Genomic DNA, 20,886 nt, shown 5'->3' on the forward strand with positions numbered 1-20,886 from the left:
AGGTGGCCTTAAGGGTCGTCTGAGAAAAGGGATAGACATGTCTTCTAACAGCTTCGATGCACGCAGTGAACTCCTCGTCGATGGCGAGTCGTATGAGATTTACCGTTTGGATAAAGTGCCGGGCTCAGGCCGGCTTCCTTATAGCTTGAAGGTTCTGTTGGAGAACCTGCTCCGTAACGAGGACGGCCATCTTGTTACAGCTGAACAGGTGCGTGCGGTGGGGGACTGGGACCCGAACGCGGAGGCCAGCAAAGAGATTCAGTACACGCCTGCACGGGTTTTGATGCAGGACTTCACCGGCGTCCCTTGCGTTGTTGACTTAGTAGCCATGCGTGATGCCATGTCAGATCTGGGTGGAGATCCCACCAAAATCAATCCACTGATTCCGGGGGAGCTTGTCATTGACCACTCGGTTATTGCCGATGTTTTCGACCGGCCTGACGCCATCACCGTCAACTCTGAGATGGAATTTACGCGCAATCAGGAACGCTACCAACTCCTGCGTTGGGCACAACAGTCCTTCGCCGATTTCCTTGTTGTGCCGCCAGATACGGGTATCTGCCATCAAGTGAACCTTGAATATCTTTCCCGGGTGGTGTTCACCAGGAAGCGCGACGGCGTGACTGCGGCCTATCCCGACACTCTTGTTGGCACTGACTCGCACACCCCCATGGTGAATGGCTTGGGCGTGCTTGGCTGGGGCGTTGGTGGCATTGAGGCAGAAGCAGCCATGCTGGGCCAGCCCATGAGCATGCTGGTACCTGCGGTTGTTGGCTTCAAACTCACTGGCGAGTTGCCTGAAGGAACCACGGCTACTGACCTGGTCCTCACGGTGGCGCAATTGCTGCGCAAGACCCGGGTTGTAGGGAAATTTGTTGATTTCTTTGGTCCCGGTGTGGCGAATGTGCCCCTGGCAAATAGGGCAACATTGGGCAATATGAGCCCGGAGTACGGTTCCACCTGCGCCATCTTCCCCATTGATGATGAAACGCTGAACTATATGCGCCTGACGGGACGCGATGAACACCAGATCAAACTCGTAGAAGCCTATGCCAAGGAGCAGGGTCTATGGCACGATCCATTACACACGCCTGATTACAGTCAGATCGTTGAACTTGATCTCTCCAGCGTTGAAAGCTCCATCGCCGGGCCCAAGCGCCCACAGGATAGAATCCCGCTGCGTAGCGCGGCCCGTGCAGTACGTGGCTTGCTTGCTGGCGAGTCCCAGGACGTTGCCGTATTTGCCGGTGGTCTAGATGATGCCGGCGACGAGTCCTTCCCGGCCAGCGACCCCGTGGCCATTAGTTCGCGTATTCCCCGTGATGAGCCACCACGGGTGTACGCGGATAGTGACGGTGATGATTCACTCCAGTGGCCCAGCGACCCAGCGGACATTGTCCTAGACGGGCAAAAGCACACCATCGATCACGGCGACATCGTCATAGCCGCCATCACTTCCTGCACCAACACCTCCAACCCCTCTGTCATGATTGGCGCCGGCCTGCTGGCCAAGAAAGCCGTTGAGCTGGGGCTGGACCGCAAACCATGGGTGAAGACTACGCTTGCTCCCGGTTCACGCGTGGTGACGGATTACTTCAACCGTGCAGGGCTCACACCGTACCTTGAGAAGCTCGGCTTCAGTCTTGTGGGCTACGGCTGCACCACCTGCATCGGCAACTCGGGCCCACTTATTCCTGAAGTCAGCGCCGGAGTCAACAGCAATGACCTCACAGTGGCTGCTGTCCTTTCGGGCAATAGAAACTTTGAGGGCCGCATTCACCCCGAAGTGAAGATGAACTTCTTAGCTTCTCCACCGCTTGTCATTGCTTATGCACTTGCCGGGTCAATGCATGTTGATCTCCTTAAGGACCCGCTGGGGACCTCCACAGATGGCAACCCTGTATTCCTTAAAGATATTTGGCCCACCATGGCGGAGATCAAAGAAGTGGTAGATGCCAGTCTCGAGGCGCAAATGTTCACCGACGGATACGCCGATGTCTACCACGGGGATGAGAACTGGCGCGGCATGGATGTTCCGGAGGGCGATATGTTCGCTTGGTCCGATGACTCCACGTATGTGTGTAAGCCCCCATACTTTGACGGTATGCAGCGTGAGCCGTCTCCCATCACTGACATTGTTGGCGCGCGGGTGTTGGCATTGCTGGGGGACTCCGTCACCACAGATCACATTTCTCCGGCAGGAAACATCAAAAAATCAACACCGGCGGGACAGTACCTACTTGAGCACGGCGTTAATCAGGTTGATTTCAACTCCTATGGCTCTCGACGCGGAAACCACAACGTCATGATCCGTGGCACTTTCGCGAACATTCGTCTGCGTAACCTCCTGGTACCGGGGGTGGAGGGTGGCTTCACCAGGCGCTCTGCGGATGGCCCGGTGGAAACTATCTTCCAGGCTTCCAGTGCGTACCTAGAAGAGGGTACGCCCCTGGTTGTTATAGCTGGCACGGACTACGGATCCGGTTCTTCGCGTGACTGGGCTGCCAAGGGCACCATGTTATTAGGAGTAAAAGCAGTCATTGCGGCGTCGTTTGAGCGCATCCACCGTTCCAACTTGATTGGAATGGGAGTCCTGCCACTGCAGTTCAAGGATGGAGATAGTGCGCAATCCTTGGGCCTGACCGGACTGGAGACCTACTGCATCGTTGGTCTGGCTGGCGCAAATCCACTACCCAGGGAAGTCACAGTCCGGGTGGAGTCCGACGGCGGTTCACGCGAGATTGTGACAACTCTGCGGATCGATACCCCAGCCGAGGAGGCGTACTACGTCCATGGCGGGATATTGCAATATGTCCTGCGTCAGCTCCTAGATTCTTAACAGGGATTCTGGGCCACGTCTTCCCGCACTTTGACCGCAATTCCCCCATAAGTTCCTTATGTCAGCTCACTCGTTGGAGATCATTGGGAGGTAGACATTGTTACGGAGGGCATGTCCAGGAAAGCGGCGGCACATATTCAGAGTCGCGGGGAACGTGCATAATGATTCAATGACTGAAGTAATTAACACAGAGCGTCTTGCGCTGCGTCCTTGGGAAGATTCCGACGTCGATTTCATTTATGACCTGTATTCTCGCTGGGTGGTTCAGCGCTTCATCGGCACAGAGCCAACGGTTATGGCCAGCCGTTCGGAAGCGGTGGAACGGCTGGCCCGGTTCAAAGCCATGGACCATCCCGTTCATGGGGTGTGGGCCGTGACACGCAAAGAAGACGGGCTGCCGGTGGGGACACTGCTGCTGAAACCGATTCCGGTTTCGGAGTCAGAGGCGCCTCAAGCTTCCGATGATATTGAAATTGGGTGGCATTTTCATCCTGATCATTGGGGCAACGGCTTCGCCTCCGAAGCCGCAGCTGCTGTCCTTGAGCATGCCTTTGCCGCAGGCTTGCCTCAAGTACTGGCCGTAACCAACCCCGCCAATGAGGCATCCCAAAGCGTGTGCCGCCGCATTGGAATGGAACACCTTGGCCTATCCAAGAAGTACTACGATTCCGACTGTGAACTCTTTTCGGTGCTAAATCCGGGAGTTGATTCCTAGTCCAGTACTTTTCCCAACTGCGGGGGAGAGGCCACTAGAGTCGGAATATTCGATGCAACGCAGCACAACAGAATTGAGACACGCTGACCATGGATACAGGAGCTCACGCGCCGATTTCGGCAGCGCACCAAGCCGACACCCATGATTTGATCCGTGTGCAGGGCGCCAGGGTGAACAACCTTAAGAACATAAGCGTTGAAATCCCTAAGCGCCGCCTGACAGTGTTTACGGGTGTTTCTGGTTCCGGGAAAAGCTCGCTGGTATTTGGCACCATAGCCGCGGAATCTCAGCGGATGATCAATGAAACGTACAGCGCATTCGTACAAGGTTTCATGCCGGCTCTGGCCCGTCCCGACGTCGACGTTCTGGAGGGTCTGACCACTGCGATCCTGGTGGATCAAGAGCGAATGGGTGCCAATCCGCGTTCTACAGTTGGCACAGTTACCGATGCCAACGCCATGCTTCGTATCGTATTTAGCCGGTTGGCCCAGCCGCATGTTGGCTCACCCCAGGCCTACTCTTTCAACGTCGCTTCCATTTCAGGCGCCGGGGCCGTCACTACCCGGCGTGCAGGGGAAGAGATCAAGGAACGGCGCAGCTTTTCTATTACTGGAGGCATGTGCCCTCGCTGTGACGGAATGGGGAAAGTTAACGACTTCAACCTCAACGCATTATTTGATGCCGATAAGTCCCTGTCCGAGGGTGCGCTCAGGGTCCCCGGATACAGTATGGACGGCTGGTATGGACGCATCTTCGCTGGCTCGGGCCTCTTCAACATGGACAAGAAGATAGGAAAGTTCAGCAAGCAGGAACTGCACGACCTGCTGTACAAGGAACCACTGAAAATCAAGGTTGACGGCATTAACCTCACCTATGAAGGGGTTATCGTCAAGATGCAAAAGTCGATACTCGCCAAGGACGTGGACTCATTGCAGCCCCATATCCGCTCTTTCGTGGACCGCGCCGTTGTCTTCACCATCTGCCCGGAATGCAAAGGCACCCGGTTGGCAGAGCATGCACGGTCTTCAACAATCCATGGTGTCAGTATTGCCGATGCTTGCGCCATGCAAATCAGTGACCTCGCCGATTGGGTCAAAGGCCTTAATGAGCCCTCGGTAGGCCCCTTGCTTGATGCTTTGAGCGATAGCCTTCATTCTTTTGTTGAGATAGGTCTTGGTTACCTTTCCCTTGACCGGCCATCTGGCACGCTTTCTGGTGGCGAAGCCCAGCGCACCAAAATGATCCGCCATCTAGGTTCCTCACTGACGGATATCACGTACGTTTTCGATGAGCCCACCATTGGGCTGCATCCCCACGATATTGCCCGGATGAACAGGCTTCTTCTGCAATTGCGGGACAAAGGCAATACAGTTCTGGTGGTTGAGCACAAACCGGAAACCATAGCCATAGCTGATCACGTAGTTGACCTTGGACCACGTGCTGGCGTTTTGGGTGGGGAAGTGGTTTTTGAAGGCAATGTTGCCGCCCTCCGGGATAGCGGCACAATCACAGGCCACCATTTAGATGACAGGGTCCGTTTGAAAGCTGAGGTCCGGAAGGGATCCAGTGCGATTTCAGTTCGTGGAGCTAACGAGAATAACCTTAAAGACATGGACGTGGACATTCCTCTGGGTGTTCTCACCGTGATCACGGGGGTAGCCGGTTCAGGCAAGAGTTCCCTTATCCACGGCTCGGTGTCGGGGCTGGACGGGGTTGTCACTATTGGTCAAGGGGCAATCCGCGGGTCTCGCAGAAGTAACCCTGCCACTTACACGGGACTGCTTGAGCCGATCCGAAAAGCGTTCGCCAAAGTCAACGGAGTCAAGGCCGCCTTGTTCAGCGCAAACTCCGAAGGCGCCTGCCCCAGCTGCAGTGGGGCTGGGGTAATTTTCACCGATCTAGGTATGATGGCCGGCATCTCCACTACCTGCCAGGAATGCGAGGGCCGTCGCTTCCAGAAGGCGGTTTTGACATATCGGTTGGGCGGAAAGAACATCAGCGAGGTCCTGAGCATGTCGGTAAACCAGGCTGAGCAATTCTTCGGTGCAGGGGAGGCCAAGCTTCCGGCTGGGCATAAGATCCTTAGCCGCCTATCCGACGTCGGACTTGGCTACCTGACGCTGGGCCAGCCTTTGACAACTCTCTCCGGTGGCGAGCGGCAACGCATTAAGCTGGCCACCCATCTGGGGGAGAAGGGCGGGACCTACGTCCTGGATGAACCTACATCTGGTTTGCATTTAGCTGACGTAGAGAAATTGCTGGGACTCCTTGACAGGCTGGTTGAGTCTGGCAAATCAATCATAGTGATTGAACATCACCAAGCCGTCATGGCGCATGCTGACTGGCTCATCGATATTGGGCCAGGCGCAGGACACGCAGGCGGCGAGATCGTATTTGAAGGTACGCCGGCTGAGTTGGTGCAATCACAAGCTACTGTGACGGGCGAATATCTAGCGGCCTACGTTAGCTCATAGGCCGCGATCCCCCATTTTGGTACATCAGATATTGTGCCGATAATCTACATTATGTAAAGCTAACTTTGCGAAGAGCCTTACTTTCTAAATCTGGCCCATCCCACAGACCCTTTACTGTCACATTTTTAATCAGCCGTGAATCCCGTGATGAATGTCGTTGAGCTGGCTATCGTAGCCGGCGAACTAATAGCTGGAAGTTCCATGCAGACGATTGGCGCGGCTTATCTCTGCGGCCAAGTGTTGGGTGAATGGCTCGATGTTCTCCGTCTGGGCGAACGGCTGTCCTTTGATGATGTTCACTGTGCGAATGTCTCCTGCCCACGGATAAACATCCTGGAACAGGTGCTGATGAATTGACTGGACATGGACAAGATCGTAAGTTCCCTCAATCGTCCTTTCACTCAGTTGGACCGCCTGGGCTTCCACCATGTCAGCTTCAATGACCCGAAGTTCCTCCCACGTGCTCGCGTCAACCAGGTTGCGAAGAATCCCGGTATTCGGATCCAGGTAACCGTTCCAGGGTTCTTGCTCGTCCCCCACCTCCCAGGATTGTGAGCTGCTCACAGCTGACGGAGTTCCTTCGTCAACTCCACCATCTCGTCAGCGTCGATTTCGCCACGGGCCCAGCGGTCCTGTACCGCGCGGGCCTGATCAGAAGAACGTCCTCCTTCCATCTCCGTTGAATGGCGAATATCAGCCAACGCGGACTGTCGTTCAACAACCTGGGCAGGCGTTAGTTTCTACTTCATCATGATGGAGCCTCTCCGTGTGGGTGTTCCTAGTTCACTTCTATCAACTTTAAAGAAATCGTTACAGATCATTTTGGCAATTGAGCAGGGCTTTCGGTGAAGCTTTACCTCCGGATTTCCGGGCTTTTCCTGCGCCCCTGGTGCATCGTCAGAAGCGTCCGCCTGTAGCTCCCTGTTCACTATGCTTTCGCAATTCTCATCGAACCGGCAAAGAGGATTTACTTCTCCATCCCCAACGCAATCATCCCTTCGGCAGACGGTTCGTTTTGCGCAGCTCGTCACGCTCAACCAGGATACGGTCGCGTTCTGTCATGTGCCGCCGCTCCCCTACTTGAGGATCTGCGCGATGCGCTGGAACGTGTAGCCGGTCAACGCGCCAATGTCCTTGAGCGTGTAGCCCTGCCCCTTCAAGGTTCGGGCAAGATCAGCCAAGCGGGCATCAACATCGGCTTTAGCCGCCGTGAGTTGGCCCTGTGCCTGGTGCCAGGACTCGCTGGCTGCTTTCGCGTCCTCGGGCAACGTGTAGGCGACGTTGACGGCTACCTGATCGGCGGGCATGTCCAGAATGACGGCGGCCAGATCTGCGGCCTGCTCCTGGATTTTCTCGATGGTCTTACACTGCGTCAAGCCATCGATTTCCGGGATGCTGACCATCCACCATTTACCTTCTTTGTAGGCGGTGACTTCCAATGTCCTGACCGTAGTCATCTCAGTGTTCCTTTCGTTCGCGGGACGCCCCCCTTAGAGGCCTCCCGCTTCGTTGTTTACTTACAGTTACTCGGGAAGGTATCTAGTTTCTTTGCCAGCTTGGTAAGAACGCATGCACTGATTTCGTTATGTCGAGGAATTAGCTCTCTTTGACCGTTGGGCCCCTCCCATATTTCGTGCCCTCGGTATAGCGCACAAGGTACCAGCCGTTGGCTTTGAGTATTTTCAACACGTCCCACTTTTTCTGCGCTTTCACACGACGATTCTAACAGGATTTGAATATACAGTTCAAACATAATTAGAACTATTTGCGAGTTTTTCTATCTTATCTGGCCAGAATCCTGACCAATGGTCTGGATCGTCATCATTGACTATTACTACTGGCGCTTGTGAGTGCCCACGGTCTTCTGTGATGCATTCCAGTGCTTCGGGGACTTTGCGTGAGGTTTACGATGACGTAGCTAATCCCTGTACTGTCCAGGGCCCTGTAGGTGGCGTTGCACTGAACGCAAGTGGGCTTGCTATACATGGTAACGGTGGCGCTCATTTCGCTTCTCCTTGCCCTGGAGCTGGTGGTCCCGCCGTGCGGCGGGACCACCAGGTGGTTAGCAGTCGCAGGGGACTTTGTATTCGGCTTTTATGCTCTCCAAGCTTGGCGCTAGATCCTTTGAACCGTCAGACTGTCCGGCGTTCCAGTACCAAAAAGCAACACGGCCAATGGCCTCATTGCAAGCAGCCCAGCTGCGGTCTTAATTCGCGGTGAGATCTCCCTCAACATAGATACCGAAGCCCTAGAGGCGGCGGGCTCCATCGCGTACGACGCGAACAAAGCCGATCACATAGGGCCACTGTCCAAAGTCATAACCGTCCTTGCCCCATAAAGCTAAGGCGGTCCAGCCCTGCGCATTGGCGCGTTCCATATAGTCATAACCGCTCCATCCATCAGAGCTGGGGAGGTTCTTCTCTGAGATGGTTTCCTGGGTGTCAGCGGTCTTAATAATCGTTCCCATATCGCGCTTCCTTCCGGTAGATTCCCTGCTTCCTCATGTCTTTAGTCTTTATTATCTAGACATGTATATATAGGGAATCTAGGCAATATATGGAATAAGTTTTCCGGATTATTCTGGCGTGCGCTGCGGTTGGTAGATATGGGGCGGGGCGCTCAGTGCCCCGGCGTAAATCCCTCTGCGCTTGAACACTCACCCCGGCACATTAGCTGCCCTCATCACCAGAGGTACCCCGGCAGCGCTCAGGACCGACCCATGAGAAAGTTATCAGTTCCAGCGGAAGCGACGATGACTAGCAGCCGAGCCTGAACCCACGACTAAGAAACCCGACCCAGCGCAAAGCCGATTCGGGTTTCTTAGCGACATAGGTTCACATGTTAAACATCAGGCGCCACTGCTTTGGGACACCGTTGCTATATGAATGGGCGGTGCACCATTGAACGATTGTTCCGCGCTGGGCATAGTAGCTAGCTGCTTGCTGACACTGTGACAAGACGTTGTAGTGGTAAACGCGCAAAGTGGCTGCTTGGGCCGGCACTGCTCCTCCAACGAGCGCTGATCCAGCGATGCTTAGTCCCACGAGTGCTGCGATGATTTTATGTTTCATTGTCTGCTCCGTTGTTTGGCTTGCTGGGTATAACTGAAGCTACCGGACGCAGCGTCAGGCAGGAATGGGCAGGGGTGCCCACCTACGCCGCTAGTTATCTATACTCGGCTCTAAGCTCTCTCCCAAGTAGGCAGTGGAGCTACGCTGTATGTTTGAGTTTCCTGACAGGCCTGAAAATTTATTTCTTTCCTAACATGCTGGAGCTGCTGGAGCGTTATAGGAAACAATCTCCCAAGACTGAACTGCCTGAGCGTTGGTGTAATCCCTCATTCCCATAGCCCCAGGAAATTTCTGCACGGCTGCTATCCCCTCCTCCTTGGAACCGCACAATTGCGTTGTTTTCATAATCAATGGTTCCGCCAATGTGGAGTCAGGTTCTCGCGATGCCGTGAGCATAGTCTTTTCACAAATGGTGAGAGAGATGGCAGTTTTCGCTACAGGTGTTTTGCTGCTTCTGTTAGCACCTCCAAACACGTTTGCTACAAAGATCACAGAGATTACGAGGAGGATGGGAGCGCCTCCTACTATCCAAGCCCACTGAGTATTACTTAGAACACGACTCGCTGCTGGAATGGTGGGTTGGGCAGCACGATTCGAATTTTCGTTGATCTGTTGAGTGGCCTGTTGCTGCTGCACAGAGAACGATTGGAATCCAGGCATCAGAAACGGCCGAAGGGGTAGCCCGGGATTTGAAGCAAAAAATGGTGCCTCCATGGCTCTACCTGCTGCTCGACGGCAGCATCAATAGCTTTTTCTTTCCCGTAGATATTGTTCATGCGCCTCCATATAAGAGCTTTCTGATTACAAAAGATCCCGATAGCGTCCTTGGGAAGCCTCAGCTGCCATCCGTCGCTGCTGCTGGGCGGCCTGGACTGCAGCCGTCGTAGGGTCGAGTGAAGCAGTCATGGAATCCCCCATAGTTGTGCCGAGCGCTCTAGGTATCATAGGTGAGAGCAACGAAACAATGCGGGAGTTGCAATCCCTACCTAGTAGTCGCCCCTCAACTGCTCCTCCACCAGTCCCAATGGAACCGGTACGGAATTACACGATAGACCGCTCCATGCCTCGGTTCTCACAGATGAAAATGCGCTCTGAAAAGAGTGTCCAACTTCCTTCCCCTCGCGGACGGGCTGGAGGTCTTGGAAGTCATAGAACGCAATTGCACAATAGGCCACCCCATGACCCGATCCTCGCCATCTAAGAAAACTCCGGTCCACAGAGACCGTTCCACTTCCTTAGAACTGGGACACTCCCCCGTTTGATACTCCGCTAAAAGTCATCTGCCGGGACTCTGCGTAACCTGCCTGTGCCAAAAGCTATACCAAAAGTAGCCCTCACTGCTTAGATATGATCCTTGGTTTTGGTATGCACACGATGATATGGCCCGATGGCCTGGCCGATCAGGCCCGTGCCACGTAAAAAGTTGCCCGTTATGACGCTTTCGCTATGGGTAGTTCATCCCAGTGAGTGGTGTATCTCGGTGAGAGCATGTCGCGTTTCATGGACCAGTCCGGGCCACCCTTGACCCCGCCGGCGCCCAGGCCGATACTGCCACGGCCATATTTTTTGGTGACGTTTTCCAGGAGTTCCCCGATGTGGTGTTCTTCGTGCGGGTTCTCAAAGAGTTCTAAGGGTGGCTGATTCCCGGTGGGCCGTAGATCAGTGAGGAGGATCCCGGCGCGCACATATTTGACGCCGTCTACGATTCTGGGGATCAGGGCGAATGCTGCCCGTCCCAATAGGACAGGATCCGCGGTCGGCATCGGTAAGGGAACGCACACCGAAGGGTAGGAAGTATCTCCTGGGTTGTAATAGGACGTCGCCGCGAATGCTGTCATGACTTTGGCCTGGAGGTGGTGTTTGGCTAGGCGGGCGCTGGCCCGTTGCGCGTACAAACTCAATACTTGACGCATTCCGGCTTGGGTGGTGATTGGGGTCGAAAAGGATCGAGAGAAGATCAGTTGGTCACGGCCCAATCGTTCCTCTTCCATAGGGATGCAAGGGGTGCCTTGTAACTCTAGGACGGTGCGCATCATCACGATAGAGAACCGATCCCGGATCATCACCGGGTTCGCGTTTCTCAAATCAAGGATTGAGCGGATACCTAGAGCGTTCAGGCGTTGAGTGAGCCGGGTGGCAACTCCCCAGATTTCAATCACTGAAAGCCCTGCCATGAGGTGTTCGCGCTGTGCCAGGGGTACGGAGTCCCAGTGGCACACCCCGTGGAAGTCTGGATTGTTCTTGGCGTATTTATTACTCAATTTGGCTAACGTTTTTGAGGAAGCAATACCAACACAGACCGGTACACCGCAGTTTCGACGCACAGCATCTTTCATTGCCTTCCCCAGTGCTCTGAGTTCTTCTGGAGTTCCTTTCACGGTGCAGAACGCTTCGTCAATGCTGTAGATCTCAATTTCATGGCTGAATCGTCCTAACAGCTCCATGACCCGGGCACTGACGTCTCCGTAGAGTTCATAGTTACTTGATTTAGCGATCAAACCCCATTCTTTCGCTCGGGGAGCGAGTTTGAACCACGGCTCTCCCATGGCGATCCCTAACGCCTTGGCCTCAGCGCTACGAGTGACCGCGCACCCATCATTATTGGATAACACGATCACCGGTTTGCCCTCCAAAGAAGGATCAAACGCCCGTTCAGCACTGGCATAGAAGCTATTGACGTCTACATGAGCGATAGCCTGCATCCGTTCCACAACAAGCACCTACAACAAATGATGAAGAGCTACGGAAGCGACGCCCCAAATTTCTAAGGAACTCAGCTCAGCGACCACAATGTCCGGATAGTCCGGGTTCTCTGCTTGCAAAAGAACACCGGCTGCTGTGATGCGCAGGCGTTTAACGGTTAACTCTCCATCAAGGACCGCTACGACGATAGAACCGTCTTTAGGGCGCAGCGCCCGGTTGACGATGAGCTCGTCACCGTCGCTAATCCCGGCGCCTTCCATGGAATGACCAGAGACCCGAATGATGTAGGTACTCGTGACGTCCTTGATTAGGTGGTCATTCAAATTAATGCGGCCATCAAAATAGTCCTGGGCCGGGGAAGGATAACCCGCCGCGACCAACACAGAAGAAACCAGTGGATGGACGATAGGTACCGCCAAATCCACAAGACAAACATTCGATACATAAGCCATAACACACCAACTACTAGGAATAATATTCTACAACCGAGTGTAGAACCCACCACTGACAACAACCCCGATCACCAGCGAAGGGGACCGTAACAACCCCGACAATTGCAGCGGCATCCAGACGCTCCCGAAGCGGCAAGTACCAGAAAGCCGGACAACTGCACCACTGTGTGCATCATGCTCAGGGCAACGATGTAGGGCCACAACTCGCTGAAGTTATCCACAAGGAAACGAAAGTCTGGCTCTTAGCAGCGATGGTGGGCTAGTGTTTCGCTCATGGCAGGTTGGGAAGTGTCCAGACACCCTGAATGGGACATGATGTACGCCGCCGGGCTGACGGTGCGTGAAATATCCGATCGATGCCAGAAGAAACGCAACACCGTCCACCTTCACCTCCAGACCCGCGAGAAACACCAGCTTGGACTGCGCGCCCAACATGAGACAGCGCTCGCTCTGCGAGGCTCTGACTGGCTCCCCCACTACGACGGAAACCAGACCGAAAAATCCCTCCACACCTGGGTCAGTGAACAACAACGCGCCTACCACCGCGGCGAGCTATCAGCCCCAAAAATAGTACTCATGGGGAGCCTACCGAACTGGGACGTTCCCATTCGACCACTGGAACTTGAGCAGCACTGGCAATCCCGGTTCAACCAGATCAAGGAGCACATCAGTGCCACTGGGCAGCTACCCAGATATCGGGCCTACGCAACAGAAGAAGAACACACACTGGGTGTCTGGCTCCACATCCAGCGCCAAAAAAGGACTGAGAAAACACTTGAGAAATCTCGCCTCAACACCCTAAATACGGCCATTCCCCATTGGCGCAGCCACACATAAAGCCATAAAATTGATAATCGCAAAAATTTCGACTTTGAACGGGAGAAATAGCCTCATCAGTGAAAATAGTTCTCAGCGTTTAGCCCCCATACATTACTAGATCCGACCATGACTGGAATAACTGCGGGCATCTTCCACGACAAGAAATGAGGACCTAGTCAATCCCTCGTTACATGTCATCTAAAGGCGGACCTAGCCATGCTTTTGCTCCAGTGGATGCTCGCGTAGGCTCTACATAAATTCAGTATCTAACTGCAAAAGGAAATAGGAATGGTTTCGGGTCTTTGGTCGAGCACACTTGATGTAGATCCCACGATTGCCCCCATAGGCGCCCGAAGTGATGCCGCAAGGGACCACTTTGATGTTCTCGTCATCGGAGGGGGAAATGCGGGCATCTCACTAGCATCGCGTCTGAAACGTTGTGGCTTTCATAACCTCGCGATCGTGGAACCCAACAATAAACACCTTTACCAGCCGTTGTTCTCGCACATCGGAGGGGGCACAGCGCAGCCTGCGGAGGCCATGAAACCGCAAGCTGAGGTAATGCCTACCGGAGTACGGTGGATTCACGACGCAGCAGTCACCATCAACCCGGATAACCAAACGGTCCAACTGGTAACAGGGACGGTTGTTACTTACCGCCACCTAGTCATCTGCCCCGGTATGCGATTGAACTGGGATGCTGTACCAGGACTTAAAGATGCAATGAACACACCGTCTGTCTCCAGCAATTACGTGTATAAACTGGCCTCGAAAACGTGGGAACTCATCCGCGAACTACGGAGTGGAACCGCAGTGTTCACCATGCCGTCTGGGGCGGTTAAATGCGATGGTGCGAGCCAGAAAATCATGTATCTCGCTTGTGACTACTGGCGAGAACAGGGAGTTCTCGACGACATTAGAGTCGTCATGGTGGTTCACTCACCTACCGTCTACGGAGTAGACGTCGTGGATCAAGAACTGAACCGTAAAATCAACGAATACGGGGTACAGCTCTACTGCAACAGCGAAGTTACCAGCGTAGAGGGTGACGCTCAAACGGTAACCATCTCCCCAGTAAAAAATCCATCCGATCCGGCTGGGGCCGGAACCACTCAGGACCAAGTACTTCATTACGATCTGCTGCACGCGGTACCGCCACAAGTCGCGCCAGACTGGTTGCTCCCCAGCGGATTAACACGTCTTGGCGACCCGGGAGGGTTTATCGATGTGAATCCTGAAACGCTACAGCACTCCTGGTACACCAACATCTGGTCACTCGGGGATGTCGCCGGTACGAAAAACTACAAATCTGGAGCCTCACTGCGGAAGCAATGTCTGGTGCTCGCCAAAAACCTCAAAGTGGTCAAAAAAGGCAAAGAACCACAACAAAAATACGACCACTACTCCGCCACACCTTTCACCGTTTCTTGATCTACAGTGGTTTTCGCTGAATTCGATGACCAGCGTGTTCCTCAACCAACCCTCCCGTGGCGCGGAAGTATGAAAGAACACCGCGCCACATGGATCCTAGAGCGCCATATTTTCCCGTGGGTTTACTGGCACCTAATCCTCAAAGGCCGCGCCTGAGCCAACAAGTGCAGAAGAGAAAGCCCTACGGGTGATGCCCCATCAGATCCCATGTATGTCGATAAGTTCACGCTTGCAAACGGACTGCTAGTTAGGCGTTGCAACCCGTTTGCAAACTCCACAGTGCCGGTAGAGAGCTACTTCTTCTCTTCCAACCGCAATGCAATACCTAGAGCGAAAAACGTCGGGGCCCAGTGACCTATGAAAATCCCCCAACGATCAGATTGAGCTTTGGAGTCCCCTTTCTTGCCACGGCTAACAACCCAAGAGATGAGGGAGATGACGATGGATGCAAAGCCTCCAGCGTATGCGTATTCACTTTTGATACCTGCTTCGTGCAACTTTTCGACCATGGTAAATAACCTCCGAAGATGAGAACTAGCTAACGAAATATAGTCTCTCACGGCACCCTATCTACTTCCAGAAATTTTATTATTGTTTCTACGAGGTAGAAGGGAGGAGGAACCTGTATCCAGTCACTGGATAGGTTTGGGTGGCAATAGCAGTCGAATGGGTCCTCGCGCTTTATTGGGTTCCACGATTGCACCTTTCTGGGTAGCAATAAGTTCACCTTGAGAAGCCATTTCTGCCGCAACCTGGCGGATATCATTCATGTACCGACGCCATGATTCCCCTTCACCACCGACAACCCGGGCGACCTCGCTGGGACAGATAGAAGAACCGGCACGTTTCCGCAAAAGTGCTCTGATAGTTGCCATGATCCTCTGAGTGAACGCTTGTGGTTCATGCTCGTCCCACCATGGTTGGCCACGTTCTCCCAGCGCAACCTTCGCATCGTTCACTCGCGATCGAGCATCACTTTCCCGGTTTTTGACAGCTCTCCGAGCAGACATCAGTTCATCAACGAGTTCTTGGCGAAGCGTGTCAGGAATCGAAGGATCAGTCGCTCTCCACCTCCGACCATCTATGACGAGGTAGTGCCCGTCTGCACTAGGTTCTACTGTTTTTTTGGTCGACACAATTGAACCTTCCTTGATGGGTGTCGCATAGGTAGAAAATATTGTCATGCGGTCGCGGACGTGAAGATGAAACCCCTATCCACCACCGACAATAGAATAAGTGTTTTCAAGACTTTGACCGCCCAAAGCTCTAGATCCTCGACGATCGGTCTTGCCAATGACCATCCCCTAGCGAGGTGCCAGCTCAACTCTTTAGAGCAGCGATACAACACCGGATTGGCTATGGGAAGACAAAAAAGACACGGCCTATTCGCTGTTTACTCCTGTTGCCGGGAAGCGTTCCCACGCCCTATGGGTCGCTAGCATGCTGGTGATTGCGATGATAACTGTTGAGGCGTTATCTCCCACAGTGATTCCCGCGGAGCTTTGAGAGATACCTGCTGTTTTGAGCCCCAGCACCCCAGGACCCCACGCACCAATTGCTTTTGAGTGTCGGTAGGCTTCGGATAACAGAAGAGTGATCCGCGGATCCAAGACGGAGGCGTTGGGGCTGGCTTTCGCATCCTTCGAAGGCTCTTTACCCGTTGCGGGAGTTCCTGCGTGCGCCAGGATGACAGCATCGAACTCTATGGACCGGGCGGTGAGATAGGTCCGTTGCACCGCAATCATTTGACCTTCATTATCGCTCAGGAAGCCGCCGTGAGGGGCAATAAACAGTGGCACCACTCCTACAGCGTTGAGGGCCGCTCGGGCAGCGGAGATTTGGGACAGGTCGCTACTAGCATCGGTGATGATCCCGACAATGCGTCCGGCAATGGGCCAGCTACCTCCGAGCTGGGACACTGCTGGGCTTAGTTCTAAAGCATGTGTCTGAACGGTTGCGTCTGGGATGGCCATTCCAAGTCCGGTGGCGACCGCCGCGCAGAGACCTGCGTCGATGTTAGCTAGTGCCAGTAGCTGCCGTTCACGGATGGTTGCCTCGTAGCATTTGCCCAGTTCGAAGGTGTATGCCTCAATCGTGTGATCTTGCTCGATCGCTGTCAGGCTGCGGAAGAACAGACGTGCTTGGCTGAAGTGGTCACCAAATGAAGCCGGATTTCGTCGTTCTTTAATGCTGGCAGCGACTTCTTCAGGGACGTCGACAAAGGCTCCTACATCTTCGCCAGCTAAGAATGGACAGCCCCCATCCAAAGAATTCGGATGGTAGGGCGCTACGCCAGCTTGAACTGCTGTTTGATGCATCCCATCGCGCAGCATGTCATTTACCGGGGCGTGAGGGCGATTGATGGGCAGTTGGGCAAAGTTCGGTCCACCCAAACGAGATATTTGCGTGTCTAGGTAGGAGAAGAGACGGACTTGGAGTAGGGGGTCGTTGGTGAGGTCGATTCCTGGAACTAGATGACCTGGATGGAAGGCGACCTGCTCGGTTTCAGCGAAGTAATTAGTCGGATTCGCGTTCAGGGTCATGAGCCCAACCGGCTGCACCGCAGCAAGTTCTTCCGGCACAAATTTAGTAGGATCGAGTAGATCGATACCTTCAAATGTTTGCTCATCGTTGTCGGGGAAGGTTTGAATTCCGAGTTCCCATTGCGGGTACGCACCGGATTCAATGGCATCAGCTAGATCTCGGCGGTGAAAATCGGGGTCCATTCCATTGATCAGTTGGGCTTCTTCCCATACCAGTGAATGCACACCTTGTTTGGGTTTCCAGTGAAACTTCACCAGCGTGGTTTTACCGTTTTGATCAACGAGGCGGAACGTGTGCACACCGAAGCCTTCCATAGTTCGGTACGAACGGGGAATGCCCCGATCAGACATATTCCAGATGGTGTGGGCTTGTGCTTCCGTGTGGAGGGAAACGAAATCCCAGAACGTGTCATGCGCACTTTGTGCCTGAGGTATCTCACGGTCCGGATGTGGTTTGGCTGCATGGACGACGTCAGGAAATTTGATGCCGTCTTGAATGAAAAATACCGGGATGTTGTTGCCCACCAAGTCGTAGGTTCCCTCATCGGTGTAGAACTTGGTTGAGAAGCCCCGCGTGTCACGAACTGCGTCCGCTGATCCTCGAGATCCCAGCACGGTAGAAAATCTCACAAAGACGGGTGTTTCCACATCAGGTGCCAGAAAACCGGCTTTGGTGATTTTTGATGCTGTTCCGTAAGAGCGGAACAGGCCGTGGGCGCCCGCACCCCTTGCATGAATAACACGCTCTGGAATTCGTTCGTGATCAAAGTGGGTGATCTTCTCCCGCAGGTGATGGTCCTGTAAGAGAACAGGTCCGCGCGGCCCAGCCTTTAGAGACTGATCTGTGTCCGTCAATCGAAGGCCCTGGGCTGTCGTCAAATATTGTCCGGACTGCGCCCGCGCATTACTTGGAGCGCCCGTGGGGCTGCCCGTAGGCGATACCGCTTCCGGTCCCTGTTGATCAGACTTAGCTGGTAACGGCTCGTGAGGGGATGTAGTTTCTTCAAGGCTGGGAGGCTCACAGGAAGGAACACCGGGGATAACGATGGCTTCTTCAGCTGACACGATGCGTTCTCCTCAGATTGAAGCGCCTGAGTCTAGGGATCATCTCAGGCTAACGCCATTAGTTTAGGACTATGGCCTTCCCGCTGACAACGCCTTAGGAATTTGAGGAGCAACCACACGATTGAGATTTTCGAAAGGTTAGGGGCTGACCTCTGGAATAAGAAGACTTATGCTACTCATCATGACAACTTTCAAGAGTGACGACGGGCCCAATGCTGGCCACCAACGAGGCGCGGGGGTTAGTGATGCAACCGTCAAAGCGCTGGGAAAACTCTCGGAAGCTTTGGAGGTGGTGGAGCACGCCCGAGGATATCTCTATGGATTTCACCGTTTAACAGGTAAAGCAGATTTAGCGCTCGGTGAAGCTGTTGAACTTCTGCGAGAATCCGGTGCTGAGTCACTGGCCGAACAGCTTGAGCAAAAGATAGTTGGTAGGAACGTCATCAATGGGCGGTGGACGTTCCAGATAGTAGAGGATTACGACGACGGGTATTACTCCGCGTTTAAAGCAGCAGAGTCGATGGCCAGGCATGAACTAGCCGAAGGGAAACGCCACCTCTTTGAGGCAGAAATGAAAGAGGACCGGCGTACACACGGCCTACCCCACCACGAGGCCAGCCCCACCGAACGACGTACTCAATAAGACAAAACATCCAACACTGACATCAGCGAGGAACACCAAATAAGAACTGTATTTGCGGTAAGACACTCCACTGTTGGGTATATCCTCTGTAAATTGAACTGTTATACCCCCTGATACCCACGAAGGAGACCACCAGTGAACACCAGCGAACACCCTACCCAGCAACCAGAACCATCCGAAGGCGGCTACGGCACACCAACTCCGGAGCAAGAAATGCCGCCAGGTGTTGACGCTGTCACCATGGAAACCCAAGAGCAAGCATCAACCAACGATGAAAAGCTCGAAGGAAAAGACGACAAAGCATCAACTAGCGAAAAACCGGATAGCGAAAGCGCTGCACGAGAAGACAAAAATAATGCGGACACCCTCCCTGATGGCTCTGGAACAAACCGAGAAGGTCAGGGTTCAGAGCATGGCCAAGAAAACAGCGACGAGTCGTTTAGCGCCGGCTAACCACACGCGCCAGCTCTGACGCTATAATTCGCATAAGCATCATCGAAGTCGAAAAATCCGGATGTTCGTCGAAACTTGAATAGATAGTCAAGAGCAAAATGACTAGTGCCTGGGGATAACATACATCGTCATCACGAGAACGATCCGGTGCCCTTCTTAAGCACAGCTCCTTAGCTTGCTGGCCCTATTTTTTCAAGAATCCCAAGCTCCGAATCGCAAGGAAGCAAGAAGTTATCAATCTTCGGTGCCATTGAGGCGATCCGCTGTATCTCAATGATGGTCTTATCTCAACGATGGTCTTATCTCAACGACAATAGCCTGGGCGCTGCATTATGCAGAAGCCCAGGCCATTGTTTATTTGCTTCCTCTGTAGGAAACAGTTCAGGTGATACTGGGAGACCAACAGGTCGCAGCGGCGATGCCAAAACCGCGCCAGCACAGCACCCTTATACGTTCCTGTCAGGGGTGTTAAGCGTTGCTTTTGTTTCGACCCGTAATGGCACCGTAAATTCCGGCCACGACTAGGCCGCCCACAATGGCCAGAAGCCATGAGCCCAAGTTCCAGAAGGTCATTTCTCCCTTGTTGAAGAGAAGGTCGCCGATCCATCCCCCGACGATGGCTCCGACTACTCCTAAAACAAGGCTTGTGACCCAGCCACCACCGACGCGACCAGGCATAACAGCCTTAACGATGGCGCCTACGATCAAACCCAATACAATCCATCCGATGAAACCCATGGTGACTCCTTAAAAGAGCGCGAATATGATAAAAGTACTCAACATAGAAGGAAACTTATTCATCCCCCGCTGTTCAGCAGCAGAAATCATACCCCGGCTAAGCCCCCCTGCCCAACGTTTCTCCCAAGGTAATGGCGAATAATTATAAAAAGTTCCCCCTGTAAAGTGTGCCCAAAAAAACTGACTTTCCTTACCCAGCTCGGTGTTACCAGATTGATCACCTGTCAAGTTGATCTGAAAGGTGTCCAGTCTGCCGGTCAAAAGGGAACCTCAGTCTTTACCCCGGGGCAAATGCGCGTGCCGGGCCCGCGTTATCGTGGATAACAAAATCAGGAACATTATTACCGTAGCCAAGGGATACCAATGCACATCACTTACGACTCTGAGTCAGACGCAGCGTATATCAGGATCGGTGGGCCCATAGCCGCAGGCCAGGCAACACAGCAACTCCACTCGATTCAAACTCCTGGTGGAAACGGGGAGATCATCCTCGACTTTGATGACGCCGGACATCTACTGGGCTTTGAAATACTATTCGCATCCTCGGTACTCGCTCCAGAAGTTCTTACTAGCGTTACGAAACTGGGTGGGATCTAATCCGAAGCCCTTTAGGTCATGAGAATGTCAATCTGATTGGGGACCACTTTGGTGCGGAATCGCAGTTTCCTTGGGGACCACCTAGCCAGGCTTCTTATGCTTCTGAACTGGACCACACAGAGAGTTGGGCGCCGTATCCAATTGGATACGGCGCCCAACTCTCTGATGGACGGGGGTGGGGAATCGTACTTTTGGGGGTCAGATGTTTAGTTTACATTTTTTTGGGTTTGTTTTTGGGGTGTGCCAAGGGTATGTCGGTGGGGGTCGGCGTTTTGGTGTGTCCCGGGGGGGGATTATGGTTAGGTAATTGAGCGAAGGCGCGCGGGAGGTGGTAGTGGGGAGG

19 protein-coding genes and 1 pseudogene are annotated in these 20,886 nt (G+C 53.6%); 8 read left to right on the forward strand and 12 right to left on the reverse strand.

What is annotated here, in order from left to right:
• The first annotated feature begins 37 nt into the window (after positions 1–37).
• The 3 genes from acnA (at position 38) to QMG40_RS00970 (ending at position 6,028) form a co-directional block, all read left to right on the forward strand.
• Positions 38–2,839 carry an aconitate hydratase gene (gene acnA / locus QMG40_RS00960; RefSeq protein WP_283526997.1) on the forward strand — a complete coding sequence of 934 codons (2,802 nt, stop codon included), beginning with the start codon at positions 38–40 and terminating at the stop codon, positions 2,837–2,839.
• A gap of 169 nt (positions 2,840–3,008) precedes the next feature.
• Positions 3,009–3,554: a GNAT family N-acetyltransferase gene (locus QMG40_RS00965; RefSeq protein ID WP_283526999.1), complete on the forward strand. Its 546-nt coding sequence runs from the start codon at positions 3,009–3,011 to the stop codon at positions 3,552–3,554.
• 89 nt (positions 3,555–3,643) lie between these two features.
• The gene (locus tag QMG40_RS00970) at positions 3,644–6,028 is read left to right on the forward strand and encodes an excinuclease ABC subunit UvrA (protein WP_283527002.1); all 2,385 of its coding nucleotides are present in this window, start codon (positions 3,644–3,646) and stop codon (positions 6,026–6,028) included.
• 183 nt (positions 6,029–6,211) lie between these two features.
• Here the strand turns inward: QMG40_RS00970 and QMG40_RS00975 are convergent, their stop codons facing one another.
• From QMG40_RS00975 to QMG40_RS01010, 8 genes and pseudogenes are all read right to left on the reverse strand, one after another.
• Positions 6,212–6,592, reverse strand: a complete 381-nt coding sequence (locus tag QMG40_RS00975; protein ID WP_283527004.1) for a Fic family protein — start codon at positions 6,590–6,592, stop codon at positions 6,212–6,214.
• Positions 6,589–6,729 carry an antitoxin VbhA family protein gene (locus QMG40_RS00980; RefSeq protein WP_283527006.1) on the reverse strand — a complete coding sequence of 47 codons (141 nt, stop codon included), beginning with the start codon at positions 6,727–6,729 and terminating at the stop codon, positions 6,589–6,591. The genes QMG40_RS00975 and QMG40_RS00980 overlap by 4 nt, the downstream gene beginning before the upstream one ends.
• A 375-nt stretch (positions 6,730–7,104) precedes the next feature.
• Entirely contained in the window at positions 7,105–7,485 is a 381-nt protein-coding gene (locus QMG40_RS00985; RefSeq protein ID WP_283527008.1) for a hypothetical protein, read from the reverse strand.
• A gap of 288 nt (positions 7,486–7,773) precedes the next feature.
• Positions 7,774–8,032: pseudogene (locus tag QMG40_RS00990) on the reverse strand (glutaredoxin domain-containing protein).
• Positions 8,033–8,276: 244 nt separating this feature from the next.
• Entirely contained in the window at positions 8,277–8,495 is a 219-nt protein-coding gene (locus QMG40_RS00995; RefSeq protein WP_283527011.1) for a hypothetical protein, read from the reverse strand.
• Between the two features lie 367 nt (positions 8,496–8,862).
• Complete coding sequence (locus QMG40_RS01000) at positions 8,863–9,099, reverse strand: hypothetical protein (protein ID WP_283527013.1); 237 nt, start codon at positions 9,097–9,099, stop codon at positions 8,863–8,865.
• 1,430 nt (positions 9,100–10,529) lie between these two features.
• On the reverse strand, positions 10,530–11,801 hold the full coding sequence (locus QMG40_RS01005; RefSeq protein ID WP_283528556.1) for a Y-family DNA polymerase: 1,272 nt from the start codon (positions 11,799–11,801) through the stop codon (positions 10,530–10,532).
• An 18-nt stretch (positions 11,802–11,819) separates the two neighbouring features.
• Positions 11,820–12,254 carry a LexA family protein gene (locus tag QMG40_RS01010; RefSeq protein ID WP_283527015.1) on the reverse strand — a complete coding sequence of 145 codons (435 nt, stop codon included), beginning with the start codon at positions 12,252–12,254 and terminating at the stop codon, positions 11,820–11,822.
• 273 nt (positions 12,255–12,527) lie between these two features.
• On the opposite strand from QMG40_RS01010, the gene QMG40_RS01015 reads away from it, so the two are divergent.
• Together QMG40_RS01015 and QMG40_RS01020 are read left to right on the forward strand one after the other, a co-directional pair.
• Positions 12,528–13,091 carry a helicase associated domain-containing protein gene (locus QMG40_RS01015; protein ID WP_283527017.1) on the forward strand — a complete coding sequence of 188 codons (564 nt, stop codon included), beginning with the start codon at positions 12,528–12,530 and terminating at the stop codon, positions 13,089–13,091.
• A 270-nt stretch (positions 13,092–13,361) separates the two neighbouring features.
• The gene (locus QMG40_RS01020; protein WP_349361579.1) at positions 13,362–14,504 is read left to right on the forward strand and encodes an NAD(P)/FAD-dependent oxidoreductase; all 1,143 of its coding nucleotides are present in this window, start codon (positions 13,362–13,364) and stop codon (positions 14,502–14,504) included.
• Positions 14,505–14,797: 293 nt separating this feature from the next.
• Here the strand turns inward: QMG40_RS01020 and QMG40_RS01025 are convergent, their stop codons facing one another.
• From QMG40_RS01025 to QMG40_RS01035, 3 genes are all read right to left on the reverse strand, one after another.
• On the reverse strand, positions 14,798–15,013 hold the full coding sequence (locus QMG40_RS01025) for a hypothetical protein (protein ID WP_283527019.1): 216 nt from the start codon (positions 15,011–15,013) through the stop codon (positions 14,798–14,800).
• Between the two features lie 123 nt (positions 15,014–15,136).
• On the reverse strand, positions 15,137–15,688 hold the full coding sequence (locus QMG40_RS17290; protein ID WP_349361580.1) for a DUF3253 domain-containing protein: 552 nt from the start codon (positions 15,686–15,688) through the stop codon (positions 15,137–15,139).
• Between the two features lie 198 nt (positions 15,689–15,886).
• Positions 15,887–18,112, reverse strand: a complete 2,226-nt coding sequence (locus QMG40_RS01035) for a catalase (protein WP_283527021.1) — start codon at positions 18,110–18,112, stop codon at positions 15,887–15,889.
• A 181-nt stretch (positions 18,113–18,293) separates the two neighbouring features.
• Here QMG40_RS01035 and QMG40_RS01040 point away from each other — a divergent pair, with 181 nt between their 5' ends.
• Positions 18,294–18,755, forward strand: a complete 462-nt coding sequence (locus tag QMG40_RS01040) for a hypothetical protein (RefSeq protein WP_283527023.1) — start codon at positions 18,294–18,296, stop codon at positions 18,753–18,755.
• Positions 18,756–18,890: 135 nt separating this feature from the next.
• Positions 18,891–19,208, forward strand: a complete 318-nt coding sequence (locus QMG40_RS01045) for a hypothetical protein (RefSeq protein ID WP_283527025.1) — start codon at positions 18,891–18,893, stop codon at positions 19,206–19,208.
• A gap of 468 nt (positions 19,209–19,676) precedes the next feature.
• Here QMG40_RS01045 and QMG40_RS01050 read toward each other — a convergent pair whose 3' ends face one another.
• Positions 19,677–19,946 carry a GlsB/YeaQ/YmgE family stress response membrane protein gene (locus QMG40_RS01050; RefSeq protein ID WP_283527027.1) on the reverse strand — a complete coding sequence of 90 codons (270 nt, stop codon included), beginning with the start codon at positions 19,944–19,946 and terminating at the stop codon, positions 19,677–19,679.
• Positions 19,947–20,309: 363 nt separating this feature from the next.
• Here QMG40_RS01050 and QMG40_RS01055 point away from each other — a divergent pair, with 363 nt between their 5' ends.
• Positions 20,310–20,543 (forward strand): DUF2283 domain-containing protein, encoded by a 234-nt coding sequence (locus QMG40_RS01055; protein ID WP_283527029.1) that lies wholly within the window; start codon positions 20,310–20,312, stop codon positions 20,541–20,543.
• Positions 20,544–20,886: the final 343 nt, after the last annotated feature.

The sequence above is a fragment of the Arthrobacter antibioticus genome (assembly GCF_030063205.1).
Classification (GTDB): domain Bacteria; phylum Actinomycetota; class Actinomycetes; order Actinomycetales; family Micrococcaceae; genus Specibacter.